A 23,075-nucleotide genomic window follows, 5' to 3' on the forward strand; every position below is an offset into this window, starting at 1 on the left:
GAGTGAAGTAGTTATTGCTCTGCTCCTTGAGGAAGTCGCGCAAAAGCGAAGGTTGTTACAGAAGCAAGGATGGGAGGTTCACATCACAAGGTGCAAGATGTGAGATAGTCTACGCCGTTGAACCAGATCAAGTCCCTGAAGAAGCACCTTTAGCCGCTGTCTTTCGCTATTAATTAGCAGGAACTCACGAGCTTTAGAAGGAACTACAATCTGCTTCTAGAATTTGTCAGTCTCCCAGGGAAGCCTCAACATTAGGCTCCTTGGGAGACAGATGATAAAACCGCAGATGATCGTTACAGCTATCGTCATAAACAAATCAACCATAGGCACCTGTGGGCAAAAATCCTAAGAGTCGCTTTAGGCGGGGATCTGCTTCTTCATAGCAATGACTGGGCATCTGATAATTCATGAATGACCCATACTTGTGTCCGATTAAGCGCTTGGCATAAGTCACTTGTGTAATGTAGCGAGTCACCGCTGAGGAGTTCCGCGAACCACGATGCCAAACTTGGTTATTGAAGCACACCGCCGATCCCATTGCTCCTAAGCAATGCTGGATAGAACCTTCATGGCCCGTAATATCACCATTACAAAACCTACCAAATAGATGAGAGCCGGGAATGACTTGAGTAGGTCCGTTTTCTGGAGAAAGCACATCTGTCAGGTAATAATTGACGGTGAATGCCAAAACATTCAAACGGATGTTAGTTAAGGGTTTGCCATCCAGAGACAGCATATGCGGCGTATCATCTTGATGCCACACATTGTTTCCTAAACCATCTGTTCCAGCAGGGATTTTGAACGAGTTGTTGTGAATGACATGGACAGTATTGGCATTGGGAATACCATCACTGATTGCATAACCTGGCCCATTTGCCCCACCGATGAGATGTTCTGCAAAAGTTGCGATTGGTTCCAGAGCAAATAGATCGAGGTTAGCTTTGGATTGCTCAAACATCCGCATCACAATCGTTCTAGAACATTGATAGTTGTCTCCCTCAGCTTGTTTCAGAGCCGTATCCAAATCATTCCTCAGTAACCTACATTGCTCTGGCGATAGGATATTGGGAATGACTAGAAAGCCATTGGTATGAAAATAATCAATCCACTGCTCTAGCTGCGCTGCGGTGGGCTGTCCCATTGTTAAATATTCCGCCATTGCCTTAAACCTTCCCACAAAGTCTGATTTTGCTCATTGGTGCCGATTGTGATCCGCAGCTTATCCTCTAAGTCAGGCTGATGAAAGTAACGTATCCAAATGTCTTGTTCCTTCAGTGCTAGAAAAATCTGCTCAGCGTTTTTCTGAGGCGGCTCTACCAATAAGAAGTTAGTTTGAGAATTCCACACCCGGAAGCCTAAGTGCTGCAAATCTTGAGCAAGCTTGGTTCGGGATGCTTTGACTTTGGCGACACAAGCATCTTTATAGGTTTGGTCTCGCATCGCTGCCGCACCCACTAGTGCAGCGATCGCGTCAATGTTGTAGCTATCTTTCACCTTCAATAATCCCTGCAACAGTTGAGGCTGAGCAATGCCAAAGCCAAGCCGCAGCCCTGCTAAAGAGTATCCCTTAGAAAGGGTACGGAGGATAATCACGTTCTCAAACTCTTGTACCAGGGGCAATGCTGCCTCTTCAGCAAAGTCTACGTAGGCTTCGTCAATCACCAATACTCCGGTTAGTCTAGCGGCTAACTCCCGCAACTCAGCGATCGCCACTCCATACCCAAACGGGCTATTGGGTGCAGTAATGAAGGTTACGGCTCCATTAGCTGCGACCAGGGACTCAATCGGCAAATACCCATCTGCTGGATCAGCAACTTCAACGCGATCGGCGGGTTGGATCTCCGTCAACAGGGGATACAGCATGTAGGTGGGCGTAGGGTAAACCACTTGGCGTCTGCCTTCAGCACAAGCTCGCACGACTACATGCAGCAGTTCGTCACAGCCGTTGCCTACAATAATCCATTCAAGGGGAATCTGGAGTACTGCTGCGATCGCTTGCCGCAACTCATCGGCATTAGCATCCGGGTAACGCCGCAAGTACTCCAAATCTAGGTTTTGCAGAACGGCACGAATGGTGGGTGAAGGGGGATAAGGGTTTTCGTTGCTATTGAGTTTAATGCTGGGGCTGCCAGGTTTAAGGTAGTGGCTAGGAGTATGGCCTGTCATGGCCTCAACATTCGGGCGGAAATAACTAAACATGGCTGGGCAGCATTTAGACTGGTCGCAAATAGAACACCCTCAAGTTTAGATGTTCCAGTTGCCCAACTGTCTGCCAAGGAATCTGCCAATGAAAAACCCCTGGGCGTCTTTCCGTGTTTCGACTCCAGGGGTTCTTCAGTTCTGACTTTGCTCCTCACACATTTATATCATCGTGCTAAATCGGTAGAAACGGTATCTGCCTTATGACAGATTTCAAACTGGCTCACTATCCCAATTCGTTCTAAAGTCTTTGCTATCAATCGCTCAGTTCGCCTGGAGCAGGACAGACAAAGTTGACAAGCTGCTGGGTTTGAGGATGGGTAAAGGCTAGTTGATAAGCATGAAGATGATAGCCACAGTCTCCGGGTACGGGTAATTTCTCGGTCTCTGTTGCGGGTGGGCATTGTGGGACACCTCCCACACCGTAAAGCGGATCGCCTACCAGCGGATAGCCGACAGACGCAAGGTGAATCCGGATTTGGTGAGGTCGTCCAGTCTGAATAGTTACTTCGAGCAGCGTGCTGGCGGCGTTGCGTTTAATCACTCGACAGTCACTATGAGCGAATAATCCATCTGGCGTGGCCCCATAGATGTACCCTAAAACCGGATGCGGAATTTTGCCGATGGGTTGGGTAATGGTGAAGTGAGGCTCCAGATTTGAAGCAGGCCCAATCAAAGCTCGATAAACTTTATGAATTTGGCGATCGCGCATTTGCTGGCTCAAATTAGCTCTAGCCAAAGGCGATCGCGCAATCAGCACTAAACCTGAAGTGCCTCGGCCCAAACGATGAATGGGAACGGGTTCTGTTTGGGGATAGCGTTGTTGCAGTTGCCACAGCAAGGTATGTTCCAAAAAGCCGCCGCCTGGTAACACGGGCAGACCAGAAGGCTTTGCGACAATCAGCAAATCTGAATCTTCGTGCAGCGCCTCAAAATTCAGCGGCACCTCAGGTTCTTGCCAAGGGGGGCGGTGATAGGCCAAAGATTGTCCGGGTTGTAACTGGGTATTAGCTTCAACCTGTTTGCCGTCTAGCAAAACTTGCCCAGCGGTAATCCGTTCCTGCCATTCTGCTTGACTAGAGTGGCGATAGTGTTGGGTGTAGTACTGCAAAACGCTCAAACCAGCTTTGGTGCGAGTCACTTGTTCTCGATAAACCCAACCTCGATTCATAACCGCTTGGCCTGATGCTTCCATAAACCAGTCCAACTTAGACTGTACTTCTGACTGTAACAGGCATCAATCATTAGGTATTAGTAGGCATTAGAGCGATCGCAAATGAAATCAACCGATTTGCAGCGAACCGTTTCTCCCACAGACAGTAGACTGCTGACAAGATAGACAGGTAACGTTGGACTCAGCAGTCTAGTCAAGGCAGGGTAGAGCAATGGTGCGATTACAGTTGTGGCAGTGGGTCGTATTAGCACTTCCGATCGTCAGCATTGTTGGTTTTCTGCTCATCGCCGCAGGCGTGCAAATCCACGAATGGCATCTGAACTGGATTTGGGCTGTATTTACCCTCGGTTTGGTCGCTTGGCGGTGGCTGCTGGTGCAGTGGACTCGACCTGCGATCGCCCAGCTAGAAGCAGTGATGGCCGAGATGAGCGCCGAACTAGAATCTTCCTCAGATGTAGCTACTCAGTTGCCTGGGGGTAAAGAAACTGCCAGTACAGCAGAATCAGCTTTCCAAGAAGTTCTGCAAGCTGCCCAAAGCGATCGCCCCATTTGGGAAGATTGGCAAACCTTCTGGAACCGCTGTCAGGATTTGGTGGCCGCGATCGCTCACATCTACTATCCAGATGTAAAATATCCCCTACTCAATATCTACGTGCCCCAAGCCTACAGCTTAATTCGGGGTACGGTGGATGACCTCGATCAGTGGATGCAGAAGCTCTCACCAGCCTTGAATCAGGTAACGGTGGGCCAAGCTTACCAAGCCTACGAGGTGTATCGAAAACTGGAACCTTCGGCTCGGAAGCTATGGCAAGTTTTGGGCTGGGCCCAATGGTTTTTGAATCCTGCTGCTGCCTTGGCGAAGCAGGCCAGCCAACGCTCTAATAACCAAGCTACCCAGGAACTCCTGGTGAATTTGAGTCAGATGCTCCGGGAAGCAGCGCTGCGAAACTTATGTCGGCAGGCGATCGCGCTTTACAGTGGCGACACCTTACCCACTGCAACCTTCTCTACCGCCCCTCCTACTCTTCCGCAAGCCAAAACCCAAACCCTCCGTGACATCCTCTCCCAAACTGAATCGCCGGAAGTGGTGGCACAAAAACCCGTCAATATGTTGTTGGTCGGGCGCACCGGAGCGGGCAAGAGTAGCTTGATCAATACGCTATTTCAAGCTGAGCTAGCCGAAGTAGATGTTTTGCCTAGCACCGACCAAATTCAGAACTACCATTGGCAAGCCCAAACAGGCGAAACTCTAACGCTGTGGGATACACCAGGATACGAGCAGATTAATCGGGCTGAGCTACGGGAGCAAGTGCTGGACTATGCCACGACAGCGGATCTACTCCTGCTGATTACGCCTGCTCTCGATCCAGCTTTGCAAATGGATGTGGACTTCCTGAAGGAGATCAAAACAGAGATCGCAGACTTACCTGTGATTGTGATTGTCTCCCAAGTCGATCGCCTGCGTCCTATGCGTGAGTGGACACCACCCTATGACTGGCAATGGGGAGAACGCCCTAAGGAGAAGGCGATCCGAGAAGCCACGCAGTATCGCTCTGAGCTACTAGGAGAGTTTTGCGATCGGGTGCTTCCGGTTGTAACTAAAGATAGCAAAACCAACAGAAATCCTTGGAACGTTGATGCGCTCTCAATGGGGTTGGTAGAAGCGATCGCCCCTGCGAAGCAACTGCGTTTGGCCCGTTTTCTGCGCGATCGCGAAGCTCGTACAGTGGCAGCAGCCAAAATTATTGACCAATACACCTTCCAAATGGCAACGACTCAAGGACTCACCGCATTACTCAAAAGTCCAGTTCTCCAGTTTGTCTCCACCATGACCACTGGATCTCCAGCCTTAGCCCAGTTGCTCATGCAAAAGATTCCAGTTGAGCAGTTGCCTGTAGTAATCGGCAAGTTACAGATGGCTTACGATTTATTCTCGCTATTGGGCACAGGAGACACCAAAACTCGCAATTTTGACTTGCTCACCCTCTGGCCTTTGCTCCTAGACAATCCTGCGTCTCCGGAGCGAAACGCTTGGGCTTTTGGTCACGCCTTAGTGGAGTACTGGGCCCAGCATCTCACTGTAGAACAGCTCCGAGAGCGCCTTGAATTCTATCTGCAACAGATTTGAACTGGCTGCATCAATGATTAAGGGGGGTGTGAAGCGAAGCGCAACGCACCCCTCTACAATCTTACTTCTGGAGGGGATCTGGGGGACGCAGCCGTCCCTCAGCGGGGGTTTGGGGGCAGGTGCCCCCAAAGGTTCGGCATCTAACTCGAAAAAGGATTACCAGAGACCCGGAACACCAGCGCTACCATCATCAGTTGTCGCACCTGTAGTAGGGCTAGACTGCTCAGCATCTTGAGTGACACCAGGAGAAGTTTGGCTTGGCTGAGTAGTAGTAGAGCGCTGAATTTGAGTTTCGCTCTCGGTAGTACGCCGAATCGTAGTACCAGATTCGCCTGTGGTCTCTGCACCGGAACCACCAGGAGATTGCATTTGCTCCATTGTGGAGCCACCTGTAGGCTCATCAGTGGGAGTTGCTTCCTGGGTATTTACCGAACCGCCAGTCGAGTTATTAGATTCGCCTGTGGTCTCTGCACCGGAACCACCAGGGGATTGCATTTGCTCCATTGTGGAGCCACCTGTAGGCTCGTCGGTAGGAGTTGCTTCCTGGGTATTCATCGAACCGCCAGTTGAACCACCAGTAGATTGACCCACAGAAGGAGCGCTGCGATTGTAGGGAGCCTCGTTAAAAATACTAGGGCTAGGGTTAACTTGGGCAGCAGCAGGGAAACCCACTAAAGCAGTCGCACCAACCACACCTGTCAGAATTGCCAGAGTTTTGCTCAAATACTTGTGTCCGTTCATCTGTATCTCCTCTACCTTTGTACTAAAAAGTGAATTAGGACTTAATTGCTTTTGAATGGATGTTTTGGTTTTCTGGTGCCAATGCAGCTCATGGCGACCCCAATATTTACGAAGTGTAAATAGCTTGTGACGACTGTTTGTCTCCCTTCAGACTGATGTTGCTCTATCTCAAGGTTGAGCTTGTTGACAAGAGGTCGAAAACCCGTTAGCTTTTGGCAGAAAATCAAGAAAACTTGACCTAAGCTTCCTACCGTTTTAGGGCGTAACTTTGACAGGCGTACCTAAGCTTACTTTTTGAAAGATTTCCTCGACATCTTGGTTGTACATGCGTACACAACCATGTGAAGCTGCCTGACCGACTGATTTTGGATTAGGGGTGCCGTGGAAACCGATCCAATTCTTGCCATTTGTCCAAAAGCCAATCCAGTGCCGACCCAAAGGGTTCTCCGGATCTCCTCCCTTCACTGCTTCACCCGTAAAAGGATGAATCCAAATCGGATTCCGCAGTTTTTGCCGCACCTGCCAAGTTCCAAGGGGAGTTTCCCAACCAGGCTTTCCGACCGCGATCGCATAACTTTTAACGGCAACATCTCCTTGGTAGAGTGTCACTCGTCGTTTACTGCGGCTGATTTCTAAACGGATGGGTTGCTCAACCGAGGGATTGGCTGGAATAGGGCTTGGTGTTAAGGCTGGTGTTGATAGTGAGGTTGGGCTTAAGGCTGGTGTTGGCGTTGATGTTTTTGGTATTGGGGCTAGTCCTAGGCTTGAAGCTGGTAGGGGGGAAGTTATGACATCAGCAGCTTGAGATAATTGAGGGATAGAGACAGGGGCAAGGAAGCTCAACAGCAACGGCAAGCTAGCTGGACGGGTTAAGTACTTCAACATTGTGCAAAACAAAAGTGGCAGAGAGTTTCCAGCAATTTTTTTGTAATATTTTTCTATAAGTAATGAGTCAGCGATCGCAATCTTTTTGACTGCATCTCTGAGGTACGGTTAAGTACTGCTGTAGATAGAAGCAGGCTGGAAAGTAGATCCGCATCCCCCACAAGCAAGAAATCCCCAGCCTTGCCTCCTGCTTGACTGAGGATTTCTTTTGATTTAAACGATTTAGAAATTAGCCGCGCGATCGCTCTATCATAATCACTGAAGTCTCTTTTCTCTCTTTTTTATGCCTAGGATGGCAGCACAATTTTTGGTGATTATTCAGGATTAAGCGATACTTCCAACAGGTGAAAGGGAGGATGGTCAGGATTGGCTTTTTTCAAGAGAGGGAGAGAGACGTTGTAGACCGGAATATTGCTACTGGTGTGCCCCTGCAAATGACCGTTGTGGGCGTGACCATGAAAAGCCGCTGTGACTGAGTAACGAGTTAGAGGCTCCTCTAAGCGACTAGAACCTAAGAAGGGAAAGATTTCTGGGGGTTCTCCTTCGACAGTCTCTTGAATTGGGGCGTAGTGCAGAATGGCGACTCGGTGGGGTGTTTCTAAGCGAGCTAAGGCAGCTTCCAGCTTCAGTGCTTCATCCACGGCTTCATGCACAAACCGCTTGATACTTGCCTCTCCCCAAGCTCCTAAGGCTTTAGAGCCAAAGCCGCCACCAAACCCTTTAACTCCAGCAAAACCAACTCCTTCAATCTCGCAGGCTTCCCCATCTAGAACTTTCACTCCAGCCTGTTCCAAGATCTCCCTGACTTCATCTTGCTGGCCTGACTCATAGTCATGATTACCAAATACGGCGATCGCGGGGATTCTAGCTCCGGTCAATTCTTTAACCAAAACATGAGCTTCCTCAGGCAGGCCGTAATCCGTCAAGTCACCACATAGCAATAGGATGTCTGCCTGCTCACTGGCTTGGGCAAATAGTGGGTACAACTCTCCCTGAGAGGTTTTGGTGCAGTGAATATCTCCTACGGCGGCTATCCGCACAGTCTGTTTTGCGACAGTATTTTCTGCGATCGCCATCCGTCCCTCTCACTTCAAATCTCTACAACTTCTGCCCCCGATTATGTCGTGGGTAAGTCAGAGTTACCTGTTTCTTCAGGCGCATTTTTCGACTTAACAGGAGTGATGATCACGGGATTCAAGATGGGATCATTTCGCTCTCTGGATTGAGGTCATTATTTCGTACTTACGTCAGGGTAGAAAATACTACTGAAATCGCCTAGAGTTTTACCTTATTTATGTTTAGGTATGTAGGTGGTAGTTATTTGTAATTTCTATATTCTAGAGAACCACAATGCCGTCCCACGCCCTGCACCTAGCTGACCTCGATCCGCATGTTCGCGACTTTTACTGTCGTTCGCTCCGAGTCTTGCAACAAGCTCAAGTGCCCTTCTTAATTGGCGGCGCTTATGCTTTTGAGCGCTATACAGGCATCGCGCGACCGACGAAAGATTTAGATTTGTTTGTGCATCCGCGAGATGTACAGCGAACTTTTGAGGTGTTTGGGGCGGCGGGGTACGAAACAGAACTGTCAGTACGTCATTGGTTAGGCAAAGCCTTTTGTGGTGATAACTTCGTGGACCTAATCTTCAGCTCCGCTAATGGCTGTGCGCCAGTCGATGACGCTTGGTTTGAGCATGCCATCACCGAAGAAGTGTTGGGAATGACGGTACAAATTTGTCCTATTGAGGAAACAATCTGGTCTAAGGCTTATGTAATGGCCCGCGATCGCTTTGATGATGCGGATATTGCCCATCTATTGCTAGCTTGTGGCGACGAAATCAACTGGTCACGCCTGTTGTCTCGCTTTGGCGATCATTGGCGAGTGTTGTTTAGTCACTTAGTTCTCTTCGGGTTTATTTATCCCGGAGAGCGATCGCGAGTACCAGAGGGAGTGATGAATCAGCTCACCCAGCAGTTGCAGCAAGAAACGAACGCCGCACCAATCTCGACTAAGCTATGTCAGGGAACACTATTAGCCCCGTTGCAATATCGACCTGATGTTGAAGAATGGGGCTATAAAGATGCTCGGCTTCATCCTCCCAGCAATCTCTCCCAAGCTGATGTTGAGCAGTGGACAGAGCACTTAATTCAAGAGAAAGAAGCTTAGGTGGCCTAATGCAGCCTAATGCAGCAGTTGGGCCTGGATCTGGGCGACAGCAGCCTCAGTCAAATCAATACATTGCTGATCCCGACTGTGAGCCTCAGACCGGAAAAAGACGAGGACAACTTGCAACTGCTCGATGAGCACAGGCAAACCTAAGCCTGCCTTGGCACCGAAAGCTTTGGCAATTTGATGCCGCAAAAAGTAGGATTCCGACTCGGCAGAAACATCTACCATCCACTCTGGAGTTTGCGAAGCCCAAACTCGTCCGGGTAAGCCTTCTGCAGCATGCAAGACAAACACTTGGCTACAAGCATGAAAAGACTCCCAATCCAGTTTGCGATCGCGGCTTAACCGAGTCTGAGTTTGCCAGGTTGAACTGATCTGGAGCACTTTGTCATCGATCCCTATCCAAGCCTCGCCATACTCCCAATTCATCGTTTCACAAACCGTTTCGAGCATTGTCGCCAGGACAGAATCAAACTCTGATGAATTAGCCCTTGAAGAAGTAGCCAATGAGGGTGGACAAGCTTCGAGAACGGGTTTTGGCTCGGTCATGGATTAAGGTTTCGCCTCAAGGGTTGAATCAGGATTGCCGCTCTAGGGAATGAATTCTAGTGGGACATCTGTGCTGCCTTATTGTCAGAAATTGACTCAAGATTTTCGGTAGCGAGGCCGACTGTTTGAGAGCAGGTTAGATTAGCGATAGTATTGCTTGCGTGGCTGCGATGCTTAAATCTAGGGTGTTGAAGTCAGGATGGCCTGGTAATCTCTAGGACACTGGGCCTGATTTTGATTAACCTTGAGAAAATAAGCGATCGCCCACCCCGACTCACAGACAAGGACGAGACCAATGAAGCGCCAAAATCAAGACATTTTTGCCCTGGTACCGCGTGGCGGTATTGCCCTCTCTATCCTCCTACTGTCTGTTGGTGTCGCCAATGCTCAACCCATGCGCTCCAAAACATTACTCCCCCTGGACTCCAGCGTAATTGCTCAGCAGTTCGGCACCCGACAGTCGGGCGAACTCATGGCGCAGGTGCCGTCCAACGAAGTCGTCGCAGAGCAGGTGCAGGCGGAAGTCAACCGCACTTTGGGACGAGCACTTACCTTATTTAATGTCTTGTTGACTGTTCTGATTGTGCTGCTAGGAACCGCGATCGCCACACTCTGGTTTTTGCGCCGCGCTGTGATTAACGAAATTGCTATCCGTGCCAAGGAGCAGATCGAAGAACTGGGCACGCTGGAAGTCCAAGTCACCAAGGCCACTGAAGATGCCAGAGATGTCTTAGATGCGGCAGAAGCGATCGCTGAGCGAGTCGAGCATGAAACTAAGAATTTGCAAAAGCGCATGGCTCAAGAGAAAGGGAATCTTGCCGATCTCGCCACCGATTTGACCGAAACTAAATCGCAACTACTAAACGAGCTACAAGCTCAACTGCAAACCGCGAAGCAACGATTAGCCGAGTTTGAGTCAGACTTTACGACGCATATTGCCGAGCTGCAATCGGGCAGCCAAGAACGCCAAGCTCGCACTCTAGAGACTTTTGCCACCGCAGAACGCGATTTTGCGGGCCAACTCACCCAACTGCAAGCGATCGCCCAACAGCACAAAGACGCGATCGTGGCTGATTTAGAAGCCGTCAAAGCCGAATTTACGCCCCAAGTCACCGAGCTGCATACGGTAGCCCAGCACCAGCAAGCAGAAGTGCTAGAAAAATTGCACCAATCTGAGCAACACTTCGTTGGGCAACAAGCAGAGGTGCTAGAAAAATTGCACCAGTCCGAGCAACACTTTGTGGGGCAGTTGGCACAGTTTGTCGCTACCGCTCAACAACGCCGAGATCTGACGCTGCAAGACCTGGAAACAGTCAAAACCGAACTTACTCCGCAACTCACCGAGCTACACGCCATCGCTCAACGGCAACAAGAACAAGTTTTGCAAGACCTCCAGCGATCGGCCCAAGGCTTTACGGCTCAGCTCACCGACTTGAAAAACACCATCCACCAGCAAAAAGAGCAAGGTTTAGGCAATCTGGAAACCGTCCGAGCTGACTTTGCTTCTCACTTGGCACAATTGCAGACGGCGGCGCAGCAACAGCAAGAGCAAGTGCTACAAAAACTCCAACAGTGGCAGCAAGACTTTGCCATGCAGCTCACCGATTTACAGGTCAGTTTGCAGCAGCAGCGTGACCAAGGCGTAGGCGACTTAGAAACCGTCCGGGCTGACTTTGCGGCGCAATTGGCACAGTTGCAAACTGGGGCACAGCAACACAAAGACATGATTCTGCAAGACCTGGAGCAGCTCAAATCTGGATTTGGGCCTCACTTGGCCGAACTCGAAGCCGCCACCCGCCACGAGCAGGAACAATTGTTGCAACAATTGCAGCGATCGCAACAGGACTTTGCCGAGCAATTGGCAGCACTCCAAGCCGCAGTGCAACAACAGAAAGATCAAGGCTTGGGCGACCTAGACCGCGTCCGCTCAGACTTTGCGGCTGATTTAGCCCAACTGCAAGCCAGTGCCCAGCAGCACAAAGAAACGGTATTCCAAAGTCTGGAGCAACAGAAAACCGATTTTGCCCCGCGTCTAGAAGTTCTCTACACTAATGCCCAACGGCAGCAGGAGCAACTGCTACAACAACTTCAAAAGTCGCAGCAGGACTTTGCCAATCAACTGGCAGGGCTGCAAACTGCGGTGCAACAACAGAAAGATCAAGGCTTAGGCAATCTAGAGCAAGTGCGGGCTGACTTTGCCGCGCGATTGGCTCAGTTGCAGCAAGACGCCCAAACCCAAGCGCAACAAAAGAGCGTCCAAATTTTGGGCAACTTGGACCGAGCCGAAACCGAATTTGCCACCCAGTTGGCACGACTCCAAACTGATACAGGCAGTCATAAAGAGGCCACTGTCCAGAATCTAGAGCAGTTAAAGTCAGAATTTGCCGCCCGCCTAGCCGAATTACAAACTGGGGCGCAGGCCCAGAAAAACCAAATCTTGCAGCAACTGGCAGAGATCTCACCGCAACAGATCGCCGAAGGTTTCATGGCAGATATGCAGCAAAAATTGCAAAGCCTGAGCGAACAGATCGCCACTGTGACAGCCGCGCAATCGCAACTTCAAACCCTCCGCGACCAAATTACGGCTTTAGAATCTGCAACTCAGCCGCAATTGCAGGCTCTGGGCGACCAAATCACAACGGTACAATCTGACATTCAACCCCAGCTGCAAACCCTGGCCGAACAACTCACCACCCTTCAGACCAACCGCCCAGAGCTATTCTTGCGGCCTGATGAATTTGCCGAACAAGGCAATCGTGCCTTTGAAGCTGAGCGGTATGAAGAAGCGATCGCCGCCTTTGATAAAGTCTTGGAACTCAACCCCAATCATACAGGTGCGATTTACCAGCGCGGCTTGGCCCTGAAGGAATTGCAGCAGTATGATGCCGCCTTTGCCGCCTTTGAGAAAGTGGTGCAAACGGAACCCAACAACTACAAAGCCTGGTTGAGCCGTGGCTTAACGTTGGGCCGCTTGAAGCGCTACGAAAACGCGATCGCCTCCTTTGACCATGCCTTGGAGCTAAAGCCCGACTATCACGAAGCTTGGGTTAACCGGGGCGTGGCGCTAGGCACCTTGCAGCAACCCAAAGAAGCATTCAAGTCCTTCGACAAAGCGGTGCAGTACCAACCGGATGATGCCGTGGCCTGGATGAACCGGGGCTTGGCGCTGTTGGAAGTGCAACAGTATGAGGAAGCGATCGCCTCGTTCGATAAGGTGATTGAGCTGAAACCAGAGTCCCCCAAAGCTTGGGATAAGCGCGGTTATGCCCTAGTGCAGCTCGGTCGTGACCCCGAAGCTCTAGAGAGCCTAGACAAAGCTCTGAACCTGCAACCCGACTATGCCAGTGCGGTCTACAACAAAGCCAACTGCTACGCCCTACAGGGTGAGGTAGACCCAGCCCTCAAACACTTGCAACGCGCGATTGAGCTTGACTCGAAGTACCGCGAAGAAGCCAAGACCGATATCGCCTTCGATCGCCTCTGGGAAGATGAATGGTTCCGCCAGTTGATTGAGGCTTAGATATGACTCAGCAATTACAAACCCTCAACACAACTGCCACCACTACAGAAATTGGCGGCACTGTGCAACAGTATCTGTGGAATTATCAAGGTCAGGAATTTTCGATCGCCTACGAAACCCTAGGGCAAGGCGCTCCTGTTTTACTACTGCCTGCATTCAGCACCGTTTCCACGCGAGCAGAAATGGCGGGATTAGCCAAACGCCTAGCTTCCGAGTTTCAAGTTACGGCGATCGATTGGTTGGGGTTTGGAGAATCGGCTCGTCCGCCAATTAACTACGAACCTGCTGTCTATCACCAGTTGCTCCAAGATTTTGTTGGGGCAGTATTTCAGCAACCTGTTGCAGTCGTGGCAGCAGGACATGCCGCAGGCTACGCGATGAAGTTGGCCCAGCAGCCGGGAGTCTTGTCTCGTGTAGCACTAGTCGCCCCTACTTGGCGTGGTCCGCTCCCGACAATGGGTGTGCAGCCCAAAGGCGCAGGTGTGGTGAGAGGAACCGTGCGATCGCCTCTTCTGGGTCAAGCATTGTACAAGCTCAACACCACCCCGTCTTTTTTGGCGTTGATGTATCGCCGTCACGTCTATGCCGACCCCGCCAACGTCACCCCAGATTTGGTCGATCGCCGTTGGCACAGCACTCAGCAACCCGGAGCCCGTTTCGCCCCTGCCGCCTTTGTCACCGGAGCCTTAGACCCCGTCCGCGATCGCGCTGATTTCCTAGCTTGGTGCCAACCTCTGCCCATACCGTTGATGGTGGTAATTGGGGAGCAAGCGCCGCCTAAATCCAAGGCAGAAATGGAAGCGATCGCCGCCCTGCCGGGTGTCCAAACCCAAAAACTAACAGGCTCGCTGGGTTTACATGAGGAATATCCTGCTCCACTCGCCGAAGCAATTTTGCCGTTTTTGCGATCGCCAAGTTGACGCCAAAAGCGATCGTTTTTGGGCGGAAAACCTCCAGCAATGGATGGGCTTGGCGACTATAATCAGATTTTGTTCTTGACCTGTTGAGCTAGCTGTGGCGAACAGGTGCACCTAACCCATCGTTAGCTTGGCCGTTACTGATTAACCTATGTCTTCTGAGCAGTCCCGACCCGAAAATCAAGCCAATTCTACCCTAGAAGAAATTCGTGCCAACCGCCTGCAAAAGGTGGAGCAACTGAAACAAGCGGGACTGACTCCCTATGCCTACCGTTGGGAAGTTACCCATCATGCTGCCGACCTCCAAGCCAAATTCGCTGACTTGCCTGATGGCGCGGAAGATCCATTAGAAGTCGCGATCGCCGGACGAATTTTGGCGCGGCGGGTGTTTGGCAAGCTAGCCTTCTTCGCCTTGCAAGACGAAACTGGCACCATCCAGCTTTATTTAGATAAGAAGAAAGTTCAGGCAGGCATGCCAGAAACGCCGGATGCCTTCAACTTGCTGAAGCAACTCACCGATGTAGGCGACATCATTGGCGTGCGCGGCAACATTAAGCGGACCGAAAAAGGTGAGCTGTCTATCTATGTGAGTGAATACGCTATTCTCACCAAGTCACTCTTACCGTTGCCTGACAAGTGGCACGGTTTAACCGATATTGCCAAGCGGTATCGCCAACGCTACGTGGATTTGATCGTTAACCCAGAGGTGCGCGAAACCTTCCGGCGACGGGCGTTGATTACCGCAGCCATGCGACGCTATTTGGATCAACAAGGCTTTATTGAAATCGAAACTCCGGTGCTGCAAAGTGAGGCGGGCGGTGCAGAGGCGCGGCCTTTTGTCACCTACCACAACACTTTGGAGATGGACCTGTACCTGCGGATCGCTACTGAGTTGCACCTGAAGCGGCTGATTGTGGGTGGCTTTGAGAAAGTGTTTGAGCTGGGTCGCGTGTTCCGTAATGAAGGGATTTCCACACGGCACAACCCCGAATTCACTACGATCGAGATTTACCAAGCCTACGTTGACTACAACGACATGATGGCGCTGACCGAGGCGTTAATTGCCTATGCGGCTCAGTCGGCCTTAGGCACGCTCCAGATTACCTACCAAGGTGAGGCGATCGATCTGACTCCACCTTGGCGACGGGCCACGATGCACGAGCTAGTGCAAGAGAAAACAGGCATTGATTTCAGTCAATTTCAAACCTTAGACGAAGCTAAAGCAGCAGCACGTCAAGCCAAGATTGGCGGAGTTGATGAGTGTGAATCCATTGGCCACATCCTCAACGAAGCTTTTGAGCAAAAGGTGGAAGCGACGTTGATTCAACCAACGTTTGTGCTCGACTACCCCGTAGAGATTTCACCGCTCGCCAAGCCGCATCGCTCCAAGCCCGGATTAGTTGAGCGCTTTGAGTTGTTTATTGTGGGTCGAGAAACAGGCAATAGCTTCTCGGAGTTAACTGACCCGATTGATCAACGGCAAAGGCTGGAAGCGCAGGCGGCCCGCAAAGCAGCAGGCGATCTGGAAGCCAATGATGTGGATGAAGACTTCCTGACGGCGCTGGAGTATGGCATGCCCCCCACGGGTGGTTTAGGAATCGGTATCGATCGCCTAGTGATGCTGCTGACCGATAGCCCCAGCATTCGAGACGCGATCGCTTTTCCGCTCCTAAAGCCCGAAAGCAGCCTGATTGAAGGGCACAAGTACGATACCAAGACTCAAACGCTAGAGATCGTCCTGCGTGGCCTTGCTTACAAGTACCATGACGTACCCGAAGTGGTGTATCAAGGCTTGGAAACTGCCACCTCCAAGGGGCAATACTTTAACGAGCACATCAAGCCCAAGTACACCTGCGACAAAGTGGGTTAGTCGAAGAGACCTGACCCCCAGCCCCTTCCCTATTAGGGAAGGGGCGCTAAAGTTAAAGTCCCGCTCCGGTGGGGAGAGGGATTAATTCGAGACTTCTGCCAGCTCGATCACGCGGCCTTCCCAGTCCTTGACTAAGAAGTTCAGGGGTTTTTCGCGGCGAATTTTGTGCTTAATGCCTCGCGTTTGCACTCGCATCAGCACTTGCTCTAAGCAGTCGCGATCGAAGCAGACGTGCCGTTGGCGATCTTTTTGGCCCAAACTGGCTCCAGAGATCACATGCACCTGGGTGTTTTTCTTGAGTTGGTACCAGAGGCCATCGGTGCCATTGAAATTGCGAGTTGCAGTCGCCGGTCCCCCTAAACCTGGAGACATATAGAGTGGGTCAACGCTGGTTGCGCCCAGACTTTGCTCATAGTTGTAGTAGTAGTGCAATGGCACCTCAGCAGCAGCCAAGCCCAGCACTCCTTCATAGAACTGACGACCGGACTCCAAGTCGGACACCATAATGGTGTGCACTTTTGGGGCACTGGTAAGAAACATCCACATCGCTCCGGCATAAGCTGCCAAGAGCAAAACCATAATTCCTTGCGTTGACAAGAGGCTGTCTAACGGCAGGGCGGGGAAAAAAGCTCCCAAAGTTAGAGGCTGAGACAGGAAGGGCATCACACTCAATGCTAGAACCATGAATTAAGTGAGGGACTTAAGCCAGTTGAACAGAATTCTAGAGATGGTGGCTGACACACATCGCTAGTGATCTTAGTCTATCAAGGCTAAACCTACCTCATCCAAACTTCAAAAAAGGCTCACTTGTGGCGGATTGGGAATTGAACACCAACTGTTGCTTAATCGCCACGGGCTCGTTTTCAGAAAAAGAGTTTTAATTGGGGAAAAGCGTAGATTATAGTAAGAGTCAATTCCGATTAGAGACTCAGCCAGTCAGTGACTGAAAATCGTGCAAATTCCTACGTTTCCTGAAAGCAATCATCCGATTGTCCAATCGCTCTTTCATCATAGCGATCAGGAGTTGTTGACGCTGTTTCAGCGCCATCCTGATTCGGGGCGATATTTTACGGCTATTTTTTGTCGCTACAGCCCAATTGTTTACACTTTAATTCGGCACTCAGCGCGATCGCCCGTGCAGGCTGACTACCTCTTTGCCATTACTTGGCGGCACGTCTTTCATGAGCTAGGTGGGTTAGATTTGCGATCGAGCCAGCTCTCGAATATTGAAAACCTGACATTGCAAAATTGGCTGATTAATATGACAGCCTTTTGCATCAACCAAGCCGAATTACCGCCGGTCGAATCGGTGCATTACTCTTTGCAAGGCGCTTCACCGCCGCTGTGGTGCTACGTCGAGCAAGCGTTAGACCAGTTGCCTCCAGTGCTGCGGCTGATGATTTTGATGGCTCAAACCTTTCACTGGAGCGAGACTCGGATTTCGGCTTACTTGCAGGCGGAGGGGGAAGCGATTTCACCCGCAGAAGTTAAGGTGCGGTTGCAAGAAGGCTACCAACTCCTAGAAGAGGCTCTCCCAGAAGATATTTGTGAAATTTATTTAGGTGGGAATACTAGGGATCGGACCGATGGGTTCGACTTTAGTTCGATCACGTTGGAACCTAGTGTTGAATAAAAACCGTTCGTCGAATTTAGCTGAATCGAGTCAGCTTTACGGCGCTGGGTGCCTGTGATTCCATCAAGCTTGGTTGTGAGGAAATTGTCATGAGTCGCCGTTTATTAGCAGTCGTCCTTGCGTCCGCATCACTGTTGACAGCTACAGGTACAGTTTGCCTGTTCAACTTGAGTGGAGCTAACGCTGCCAGCTTAAATGAACAGTTAAATATTCCTGTCAATAACGGCACTCAAGGTGAGCTGAGAGATGAAGCCGATCGCTTGGTTCGCCTAGGCGGACAGTACGAACAACAAGGCTCACTCGAAAAAGCGATCGCCTCTTGGCAACAAGCGGTGAAGCTCTACCAACGCATTGGCGATGTCTCGGCCACTGGCCTGACCTACGACTTTATTGGCCTGACCTATGCCCAACTCGGCAGAATCCGGGAAGCAGAAGACGCCCTGCGCCGACGTTTAGCGATCGCTCGTGACAACCGCGACTTTAGAGGCCAAATTTACGGCCTGAATAATGTCGGGACCGTTTTGCTGCGTCGTGGAGCTCCCCAAGCCGCTGCCAGTAGCTTTAACGAAGCCCTAACGATCGCGCAGAATATCAATAGCCTGGAAGGTCAAGGCTTGTCTTTGAGCAACCTAGGGTTGGCAGCCGTAGCGACCGGAAACTATAACCAAGGAATTAAACAACTAGAATCAGCTCTGACCTACCGACGACAGGCAGGCGATCCTAGTGGCGAGGCCAGCACTTATAACAATTTGGGCGATGCTTACCGAGGGGCGCAACGGTATCAAGATGCAGCCAATGCCTATGGTGTGGCCCTACGGTTGGCTCGCACTAGTCGCGATCGCCCCAATCACCTCCGGGCCATTGATGGCTTAGTTGCGTCCTATCGACCTTTGGGCAATTACACCCGTGCCCTAGAAGTACTCGATCAGCGCTTAGCTTTAACCCAAGAGCAGAGCAATCTGCGCCAACAGCTCACGACATTGCGATCGCTAGCCGAAATTTATCAAGCCTCAGGGAACCGGGAAACGGCCCGTAATTTCTATCAAAGAGCGATCGTAGTGGCACGGGCGCTAGAAGATACCAGAAGCGAATCTTTGCTCCTCGATCAACTCCGCCGTCTTTAGCGCTCCCCCAAGTTCCTAGTGGGCGATTCTCCTTGAGGGATGCTTCGCGATTGCCTGCTGAGGAGAAACTCCGGTGATTTAACAGTGCATGGCCTTGTTAGCTTATGTCTTCCGTAATGAAGTACTAGCGGTTTTATAATTACGAGATGCAAAAGCTTACGATAACCCGACCTGACGACTGGCATCTGCATCTCCGCGACGGTGCCGCGCTGAAAGCGGTTCTGCCCCATACAGTGCGTCAGTTTGCCCGTGCGATCATTATGCCGAACCTGAAGCCTCCAGTGCGCTCCGTGGCTGATGCTGCTGCCTATCGCGATCGCATTCTTGCCGCTATTCCGACTGGTAAACAGTTTGAGCCGCTGATGACACTTTATCTCACTGACAACACCAGCCCTGAAGAAATTATCGCGGCCAAAGCATCCCAGTTTGTCAAAGCGGTCAAATACTACCCAGCGGGCGCAACGACCAATTCAGACTTCGGTGTGACGGACATTGGTAAGTGCGATCGCGTTTTTGAAGCGATGCAGGAGATGGACATGCCTTTGCTCCTGCATGGGGAAGTAACCGATCAAGATGTTGATATGTTCGATCGCGAGAAAGTATTTATCGAGCGACATCTGATCCCCCTCAAGCAACGATTTCCTAACTTGCGCGTGGTGCTTGAGCACGTTACCACCTCAGATGCTGTGCAGTATGTCCTGTCTGCCAATAATGTCGCTGCAACGATCACGCCACAACATTTGTTATTTAACCGCAATATCCTATTTCAAGGTGGCATTCGCCCCCATCTCTACTGCCTACCAGTTTTGAAACGTGAGGAGCATCGCTTAGCACTTTTGCAAGCGGCAACCTCTGGCAATCCTAAGTTTTTTCTTGGCACCGATAGCGCCCCTCATCCCCGCGACAGCAAAGAAAGTTCCTGTGGCTGCGCGGGTTGCTATTCGGCTCTGCACGCGATGGAGTTGTATGCAGAGGCGTTTGAGAGTGCTGATGCACTGGATAAGCTTGAAGCGTTTGCCAGCTTCCATGGGCCAGATTTCTATCAACTCCCACGCAATAGCGAACAGATTACTTTGACCAGAACGACTTGGCGCGTTCCCGACGAGATTCCATTTACTGAATCCGGGCTTGTGCCTTTACGGGCAGGCCAAGAGATGACGTGGCAAATGGCGTGACAGAAGCATGATCCCTACTTCTCGACCAACTCTCCGCCGTCTTTAGACCTTTTCCCCAGCTCTTAGAAGTGAGCGATTCTTCTTAAGGGATGCTTCGCCGATCGCCTGCTCGTGAAGAAACTCTGCGATCGCTTCTATTCCCCACAATGAAACAACTTGGTCGTGTTCAACGCCCTTCCTAAAGCAGAGACAAAAACCTGCATAATCACCTGATCAGACGTGTGGTTGGTCTACTAGGAGATGTGGTGCAAATACCGTAATGAACAAACCCTTATTAAGGGCGGAGGCATTGCAGAACGTTATGTGAAGAAGCGACCTACAACTACGAATTTGTAATGGTTTCTCAGCGTTAACGTTCACGCTCACCGGATATAGACAAACTTCGCATCTCAGCCGATCATCTAAACTAATTTCGGTGCAGCGTGATTGTTGGCTGTCATTACTCACAAACCTTCCCTAGATAGTCTTACTCTTCCCTCTCTTATGGCTCGAACTTCCCTCTCCCATACCTCAGCAGTATAGGTGGGTAGCATGAAATAATACCAGTGCTTCTCTCGCGAATAAAGTTCATTAGTAAACTCTGCTCCCCAAATAGACCCTACCGAGGAGGGTTGAAGTATTGTCTTTAACTCAGAGTCTAGTTGATACATCTGCTTTTTAATACTCGAAGGAGTCATATCACCAGCAAACTCGATAAGCTGCTCTAAATAACTCCTAAAACCTAAATCGTACAAGTAATCGTCGCGTCCCCGATAAGTCCCTGAAAGCACCTTCTTGACAAATATCTCCCACCGCTCGATCAAATAGTCAAATGTTCTGCGGATCATTTCTTCGTCCCGTCCCTCCTGTCTACAATACTCTCTGACGGGATCTTCTAGTTGTTCATCTAGTGAAATAATTCGTATCCCTGCTTCAATCATTTTGCTTTGTACAGCAAGTTTGTAACGCCAGTTGATTGCTGGGGATTCAATAGGGTTTTGAGAATTAAAAATAATGAAACGATTCTCTTCCTGGTTCCAAGGTTTTGTCTCCAGTAAACACCATGTTGGAGAACTACCGTCCCAGAGATATTGGTAATCCTCAAGGCTAGACATCTCAAACACTTATGATAGGTGAACTTTTTGACAGCTAACGCGCGGTATCACCCGCGGACATGGACCTCTACTGTTGAAGACAAGCCTCGGGTCAGCGACGGGTGCATACCGTTGTTAGATTTCAGCCCGCCCCTCACGTCCCACTACTCTTCCCGCTCTCCTCTTCCATCTCTACAAACTCACCTCCGCTATTCAGCTGCTTAATGATCTCATGCGCCATAAAGCCGTAAACCGCCTCGGGCGGCGTGTCATTCTCCACATACTGGATGTTGGTCACCCCGTAACCCGTCCCGAATGCAGAATTCGCCTTTGCCACGCCTTCAGCAACAGAGGAGAGAATAGCTGCTGCACTCAAAGCAGCGTGGCGGCACTCACCTACAGGCGGCAGAGCTTCAACAACTGTCTCGCGAGTACTGTGGCCCGGCGTTAGGGCGATGGCGAGGAAGTTGTGCCTTGGCCCTGTAATCCTGGAAGCCTGATAGAAGTTGCCCCGTTTAGTGAAGTGCATAATTCTGAAACCTAACTACTAATTAGACAGAATTGATTCGGCCTATTTACCCTATAGAGGGGATTAGGAAGAATTGATTCGGGCTAATTCCCCAAGTCAGACATTAGCCCGAACAATTTTCCGTATAGTACCCCTAAGTCGGGCATTAGCCTGAATTCTTCAGCGCTTCTTCGCTCTGTTTTCGCCTTTTATTCTGCCTAAGATCCCAGAAACGGAATTAGACAGAATTTAGAGTGCTCTTATGGAATCACGGCCTCGGAAGCTGCTGGATCAAGTCCGCGATGTCATTCGCATGAAGCACTACTCCTAGCGCACTGAGGAGAGCTACGTGGCATGGACTTCGACCTGCACACTCCCCGTCTCTTCTCTGCGGAGAAGCAAGCTAGGTAGGGAAGGGGGCTGGGGGTTAGGTCAAGAATTAGTTCACGAGAACTTGGCCGTTATTTTGAATACGGATGGCTTCTTGGTCGTTACCGAGTTGAGTAGTTTCATCCAGAGCAAAGCCGATCGCGCCTGCTTGGGCACCAACGATCGGCGCAATCTGCACTAGACCGCGATCAGGGCGGAGGGTGGTGATCGTCACAGGTACGGGTAAGTCTTGTAGCATCACTTCAGCGCCACCTGCGAGCGATCGCGGCTGGGTATGACCAATCACTTCATAGGTGATAGTAGTACCCGTATTGTTTCTCAGCATCACATCGACTCTGCCGTTGAGCGGAATCACTGTGGCGATCGCATTTCCGAGGCTTTCGGGGAGAGGGGGTTGAGCAGGAGCGGTTGTGCCGACTCTCTCAGAGGACGTTCTAGGTAAAGTGGTGGATGGGTTAATTCGATATAGCTGGTTATTAGTGTTGCCTATAGCGTTACCAGTGGCGTTAGTAACATCGCCTGTCGTGCTGCCAGTGGCATTGGCACTTTGGGTAAAAGCATTAGCTTGACAACCGGAGGGAACCAGCCGAGTGCTGTTGTAGGGTTCTTCGTAATAGATGCGAGGGCAAGGATTCACCGATGAGCGGGTTTGAGCCGTGACTTGATTGATTAGCGGCAAACCTACTAATAAGCCTCCCACAAACACCCCCACGGCTCCTAGGGAGAGTTTTTTGACGGGATTAAGTTGAATCATGGTTTTCTCCTACAAGCCATCGAGCTAAAGATTGAATTTAAAGCTGTTTAAGTCAGCAATTGATGATCCAATTTCTTTGATCATGGAAAGCATATTATCGATTGATCAGCTATCTATTGGCTGATCAATCAACTTCAAAGTAGGTAAAAAAAACTAGAGTGGCAAAGATAGCTGGAGAAGTGGGAGAGAGACAGATAGGCTAGTACCAGAGCGTGAGCTAGGGGTTAAGCCAAAAGATGGTGAGACGAACATCCCAACCAGAAGCG

The 23,075-nt window shown here is 50.5% G+C and carries 19 protein-coding genes; 8 read left to right on the forward strand and 11 right to left on the reverse strand.

Annotated features, from left to right (window positions below; all coding sequences use genetic code 11):
* Positions 1-316 precede the first annotated feature (316 nt).
* The 3 genes from H6F68_RS16245 to H6F68_RS16255 form a co-directional block, all read right to left on the reverse strand.
* The gene (locus H6F68_RS16245) at positions 317-1,159 is read right to left on the reverse strand and encodes a phytanoyl-CoA dioxygenase family protein (protein ID WP_190560571.1); all 843 of its coding nucleotides are present in this window, start codon (positions 1,157-1,159) and stop codon (positions 317-319) included.
* Positions 1,144-2,199 carry a histidinol-phosphate transaminase gene (gene hisC, locus H6F68_RS16250; RefSeq protein ID WP_190560573.1) on the reverse strand — a complete coding sequence of 352 codons (1,056 nt, stop codon included), beginning with the start codon at positions 2,197-2,199 and terminating at the stop codon, positions 1,144-1,146. Before hisC ends, H6F68_RS16245 begins: the two co-directional genes overlap by 16 nt.
* 256 nt (positions 2,200-2,455) lie before the next feature.
* Positions 2,456-3,394 carry an RluA family pseudouridine synthase gene (locus H6F68_RS16255; protein WP_242065536.1) on the reverse strand — a complete coding sequence of 313 codons (939 nt, stop codon included), beginning with the start codon at positions 3,392-3,394 and terminating at the stop codon, positions 2,456-2,458.
* Positions 3,395-3,584: 190 nt separating this feature from the next.
* Between H6F68_RS16255 and H6F68_RS16260 the strand changes: the two genes are divergently transcribed.
* Positions 3,585-5,501, forward strand: a complete 1,917-nt coding sequence (locus tag H6F68_RS16260; RefSeq protein WP_190560575.1) for a GTPase family protein — start codon at positions 3,585-3,587, stop codon at positions 5,499-5,501.
* Between the two features lie 156 nt (positions 5,502-5,657).
* Here H6F68_RS16260 and H6F68_RS16265 read toward each other — a convergent pair whose 3' ends face one another.
* From H6F68_RS16265 to H6F68_RS16275, 3 genes are all read right to left on the reverse strand, one after another.
* Positions 5,658-6,242 (reverse strand): hypothetical protein, encoded by a 585-nt coding sequence (locus H6F68_RS16265; protein ID WP_190560576.1) that lies wholly within the window; start codon positions 6,240-6,242, stop codon positions 5,658-5,660.
* Between the two features lie 255 nt (positions 6,243-6,497).
* Complete coding sequence (locus H6F68_RS16270) at positions 6,498-7,127, reverse strand: L,D-transpeptidase family protein (protein WP_190560578.1); 630 nt, start codon at positions 7,125-7,127, stop codon at positions 6,498-6,500.
* A gap of 314 nt (positions 7,128-7,441) precedes the next feature.
* Complete coding sequence (locus H6F68_RS16275; RefSeq protein WP_190554816.1) at positions 7,442-8,203, reverse strand: metallophosphoesterase; 762 nt, start codon at positions 8,201-8,203, stop codon at positions 7,442-7,444.
* A 274-nt stretch (positions 8,204-8,477) separates the two neighbouring features.
* Here H6F68_RS16275 and H6F68_RS16280 point away from each other — a divergent pair, with 274 nt between their 5' ends.
* Entirely contained in the window at positions 8,478-9,293 is an 816-nt protein-coding gene (locus tag H6F68_RS16280) for a nucleotidyltransferase (RefSeq protein ID WP_190441720.1), read from the forward strand.
* Between the two features lie 15 nt (positions 9,294-9,308).
* Here H6F68_RS16280 and H6F68_RS16285 read toward each other — a convergent pair whose 3' ends face one another.
* A complete protein-coding gene (locus tag H6F68_RS16285) occupies positions 9,309-9,845 on the reverse strand; it encodes a GAF domain-containing protein (protein ID WP_242065537.1) in 537 nt (178 codons plus the stop codon).
* 295 nt (positions 9,846-10,140) lie between these two features.
* Here H6F68_RS16285 and H6F68_RS16290 point away from each other — a divergent pair, with 295 nt between their 5' ends.
* From H6F68_RS16290 to lysS, 3 genes are all read left to right on the forward strand, one after another.
* The gene (locus H6F68_RS16290; protein ID WP_190560580.1) at positions 10,141-13,365 is read left to right on the forward strand and encodes a tetratricopeptide repeat protein; all 3,225 of its coding nucleotides are present in this window, start codon (positions 10,141-10,143) and stop codon (positions 13,363-13,365) included.
* Between the two features lie 2 nt (positions 13,366-13,367).
* Positions 13,368-14,285, forward strand: a complete 918-nt coding sequence (locus tag H6F68_RS16295) for an alpha/beta fold hydrolase (RefSeq protein ID WP_190560582.1) — start codon at positions 13,368-13,370, stop codon at positions 14,283-14,285.
* A 148-nt stretch (positions 14,286-14,433) separates the two neighbouring features.
* The gene (gene lysS, locus H6F68_RS16300) at positions 14,434-16,152 is read left to right on the forward strand and encodes a lysine--tRNA ligase (RefSeq protein WP_190560584.1); all 1,719 of its coding nucleotides are present in this window, start codon (positions 14,434-14,436) and stop codon (positions 16,150-16,152) included.
* A gap of 81 nt (positions 16,153-16,233) precedes the next feature.
* Here the strand turns inward: lysS and H6F68_RS16305 are convergent, their stop codons facing one another.
* On the reverse strand, positions 16,234-16,836 hold the full coding sequence (locus H6F68_RS16305; RefSeq protein WP_190441727.1) for a glyoxalase-like domain protein: 603 nt from the start codon (positions 16,834-16,836) through the stop codon (positions 16,234-16,236).
* A gap of 268 nt (positions 16,837-17,104) precedes the next feature.
* Between H6F68_RS16305 and H6F68_RS16310 the strand changes: the two genes are divergently transcribed.
* From H6F68_RS16310 to pyrC, 3 genes are all read left to right on the forward strand, one after another.
* Positions 17,105-17,785: an RNA polymerase sigma factor gene (locus tag H6F68_RS16310; protein ID WP_190441728.1), complete on the forward strand. Its 681-nt coding sequence runs from the start codon at positions 17,105-17,107 to the stop codon at positions 17,783-17,785.
* A gap of 89 nt (positions 17,786-17,874) precedes the next feature.
* On the forward strand, positions 17,875-18,909 hold the full coding sequence (locus H6F68_RS16315; protein WP_190560587.1) for a tetratricopeptide repeat protein: 1,035 nt from the start codon (positions 17,875-17,877) through the stop codon (positions 18,907-18,909).
* Between the two features lie 146 nt (positions 18,910-19,055).
* Entirely contained in the window at positions 19,056-20,084 is a 1,029-nt protein-coding gene (gene pyrC, locus H6F68_RS16320) for a dihydroorotase (protein WP_190560589.1), read from the forward strand.
* 443 nt (positions 20,085-20,527) lie between these two features.
* Here the strand turns inward: pyrC and H6F68_RS16325 are convergent, their stop codons facing one another.
* The 3 genes from H6F68_RS16325 to H6F68_RS16335 form a co-directional block, all read right to left on the reverse strand.
* Positions 20,528-21,178 carry a hypothetical protein gene (locus H6F68_RS16325; RefSeq protein WP_190560591.1) on the reverse strand — a complete coding sequence of 217 codons (651 nt, stop codon included), beginning with the start codon at positions 21,176-21,178 and terminating at the stop codon, positions 20,528-20,530.
* Between the two features lie 133 nt (positions 21,179-21,311).
* Positions 21,312-21,686: a hypothetical protein gene (locus H6F68_RS16330; protein WP_190560593.1), complete on the reverse strand. Its 375-nt coding sequence runs from the start codon at positions 21,684-21,686 to the stop codon at positions 21,312-21,314.
* A gap of 418 nt (positions 21,687-22,104) precedes the next feature.
* The gene (locus H6F68_RS16335; protein WP_190560595.1) at positions 22,105-22,809 is read right to left on the reverse strand and encodes a hypothetical protein; all 705 of its coding nucleotides are present in this window, start codon (positions 22,807-22,809) and stop codon (positions 22,105-22,107) included.
* Positions 22,810-23,075 lie beyond the last annotated feature (266 nt).

This window comes from Trichocoleus sp. FACHB-262 (genome assembly GCF_014696035.1).
GTDB lineage: Bacteria > Cyanobacteriota > Cyanobacteriia > FACHB-46 > FACHB-46 > Trichocoleus.

Coding starts and splice junctions, on each gene's coding strand:
- H6F68_RS16245 (WP_190560571.1), bottom strand. CDS start 1,159: ATGGCGGAATATTTAACAATGGGACAGCCCACCGCAGCGCAGCTAGAG.
- hisC (WP_190560573.1), bottom strand. CDS start 2,199: ATGTTTAGTTATTTCCGCCCGAATGTTGAGGCCATGACAGGCCATACT.
- H6F68_RS16255 (WP_242065536.1), bottom strand. CDS start 3,394: ATGGAAGCATCAGGCCAAGCGGTTATGAATCGAGGTTGGGTTTATCGA.
- H6F68_RS16260 (WP_190560575.1), top strand. CDS start 3,585: ATGGTGCGATTACAGTTGTGGCAGTGGGTCGTATTAGCACTTCCGATC.
- H6F68_RS16265 (WP_190560576.1), bottom strand. CDS start 6,242: ATGAACGGACACAAGTATTTGAGCAAAACTCTGGCAATTCTGACAGGT.
- H6F68_RS16270 (WP_190560578.1), bottom strand. CDS start 7,127: ATGTTGAAGTACTTAACCCGTCCAGCTAGCTTGCCGTTGCTGTTGAGC.
- H6F68_RS16275 (WP_190554816.1), bottom strand. CDS start 8,203: ATGGCGATCGCAGAAAATACTGTCGCAAAACAGACTGTGCGGATAGCC.
- H6F68_RS16280 (WP_190441720.1), top strand. CDS start 8,478: ATGCCGTCCCACGCCCTGCACCTAGCTGACCTCGATCCGCATGTTCGC.
- H6F68_RS16285 (WP_242065537.1), bottom strand. CDS start 9,845: ATGACCGAGCCAAAACCCGTTCTCGAAGCTTGTCCACCCTCATTGGCT.
- H6F68_RS16290 (WP_190560580.1), top strand. CDS start 10,141: ATGAAGCGCCAAAATCAAGACATTTTTGCCCTGGTACCGCGTGGCGGT.
- H6F68_RS16295 (WP_190560582.1), top strand. CDS start 13,368: ATGACTCAGCAATTACAAACCCTCAACACAACTGCCACCACTACAGAA.
- lysS (WP_190560584.1), top strand. CDS start 14,434: ATGTCTTCTGAGCAGTCCCGACCCGAAAATCAAGCCAATTCTACCCTA.
- H6F68_RS16305 (WP_190441727.1), bottom strand. CDS start 16,836: ATGGTTCTAGCATTGAGTGTGATGCCCTTCCTGTCTCAGCCTCTAACT.
- H6F68_RS16315 (WP_190560587.1), top strand. CDS start 17,875: ATGAGTCGCCGTTTATTAGCAGTCGTCCTTGCGTCCGCATCACTGTTG.
- pyrC (WP_190560589.1), top strand. CDS start 19,056: ATGCAAAAGCTTACGATAACCCGACCTGACGACTGGCATCTGCATCTC.
- H6F68_RS16325 (WP_190560591.1), bottom strand. CDS start 21,178: ATGTCTAGCCTTGAGGATTACCAATATCTCTGGGACGGTAGTTCTCCA.
- H6F68_RS16330 (WP_190560593.1), bottom strand. CDS start 21,686: ATGCACTTCACTAAACGGGGCAACTTCTATCAGGCTTCCAGGATTACA.
- H6F68_RS16335 (WP_190560595.1), bottom strand. CDS start 22,809: ATGATTCAACTTAATCCCGTCAAAAAACTCTCCCTAGGAGCCGTGGGG.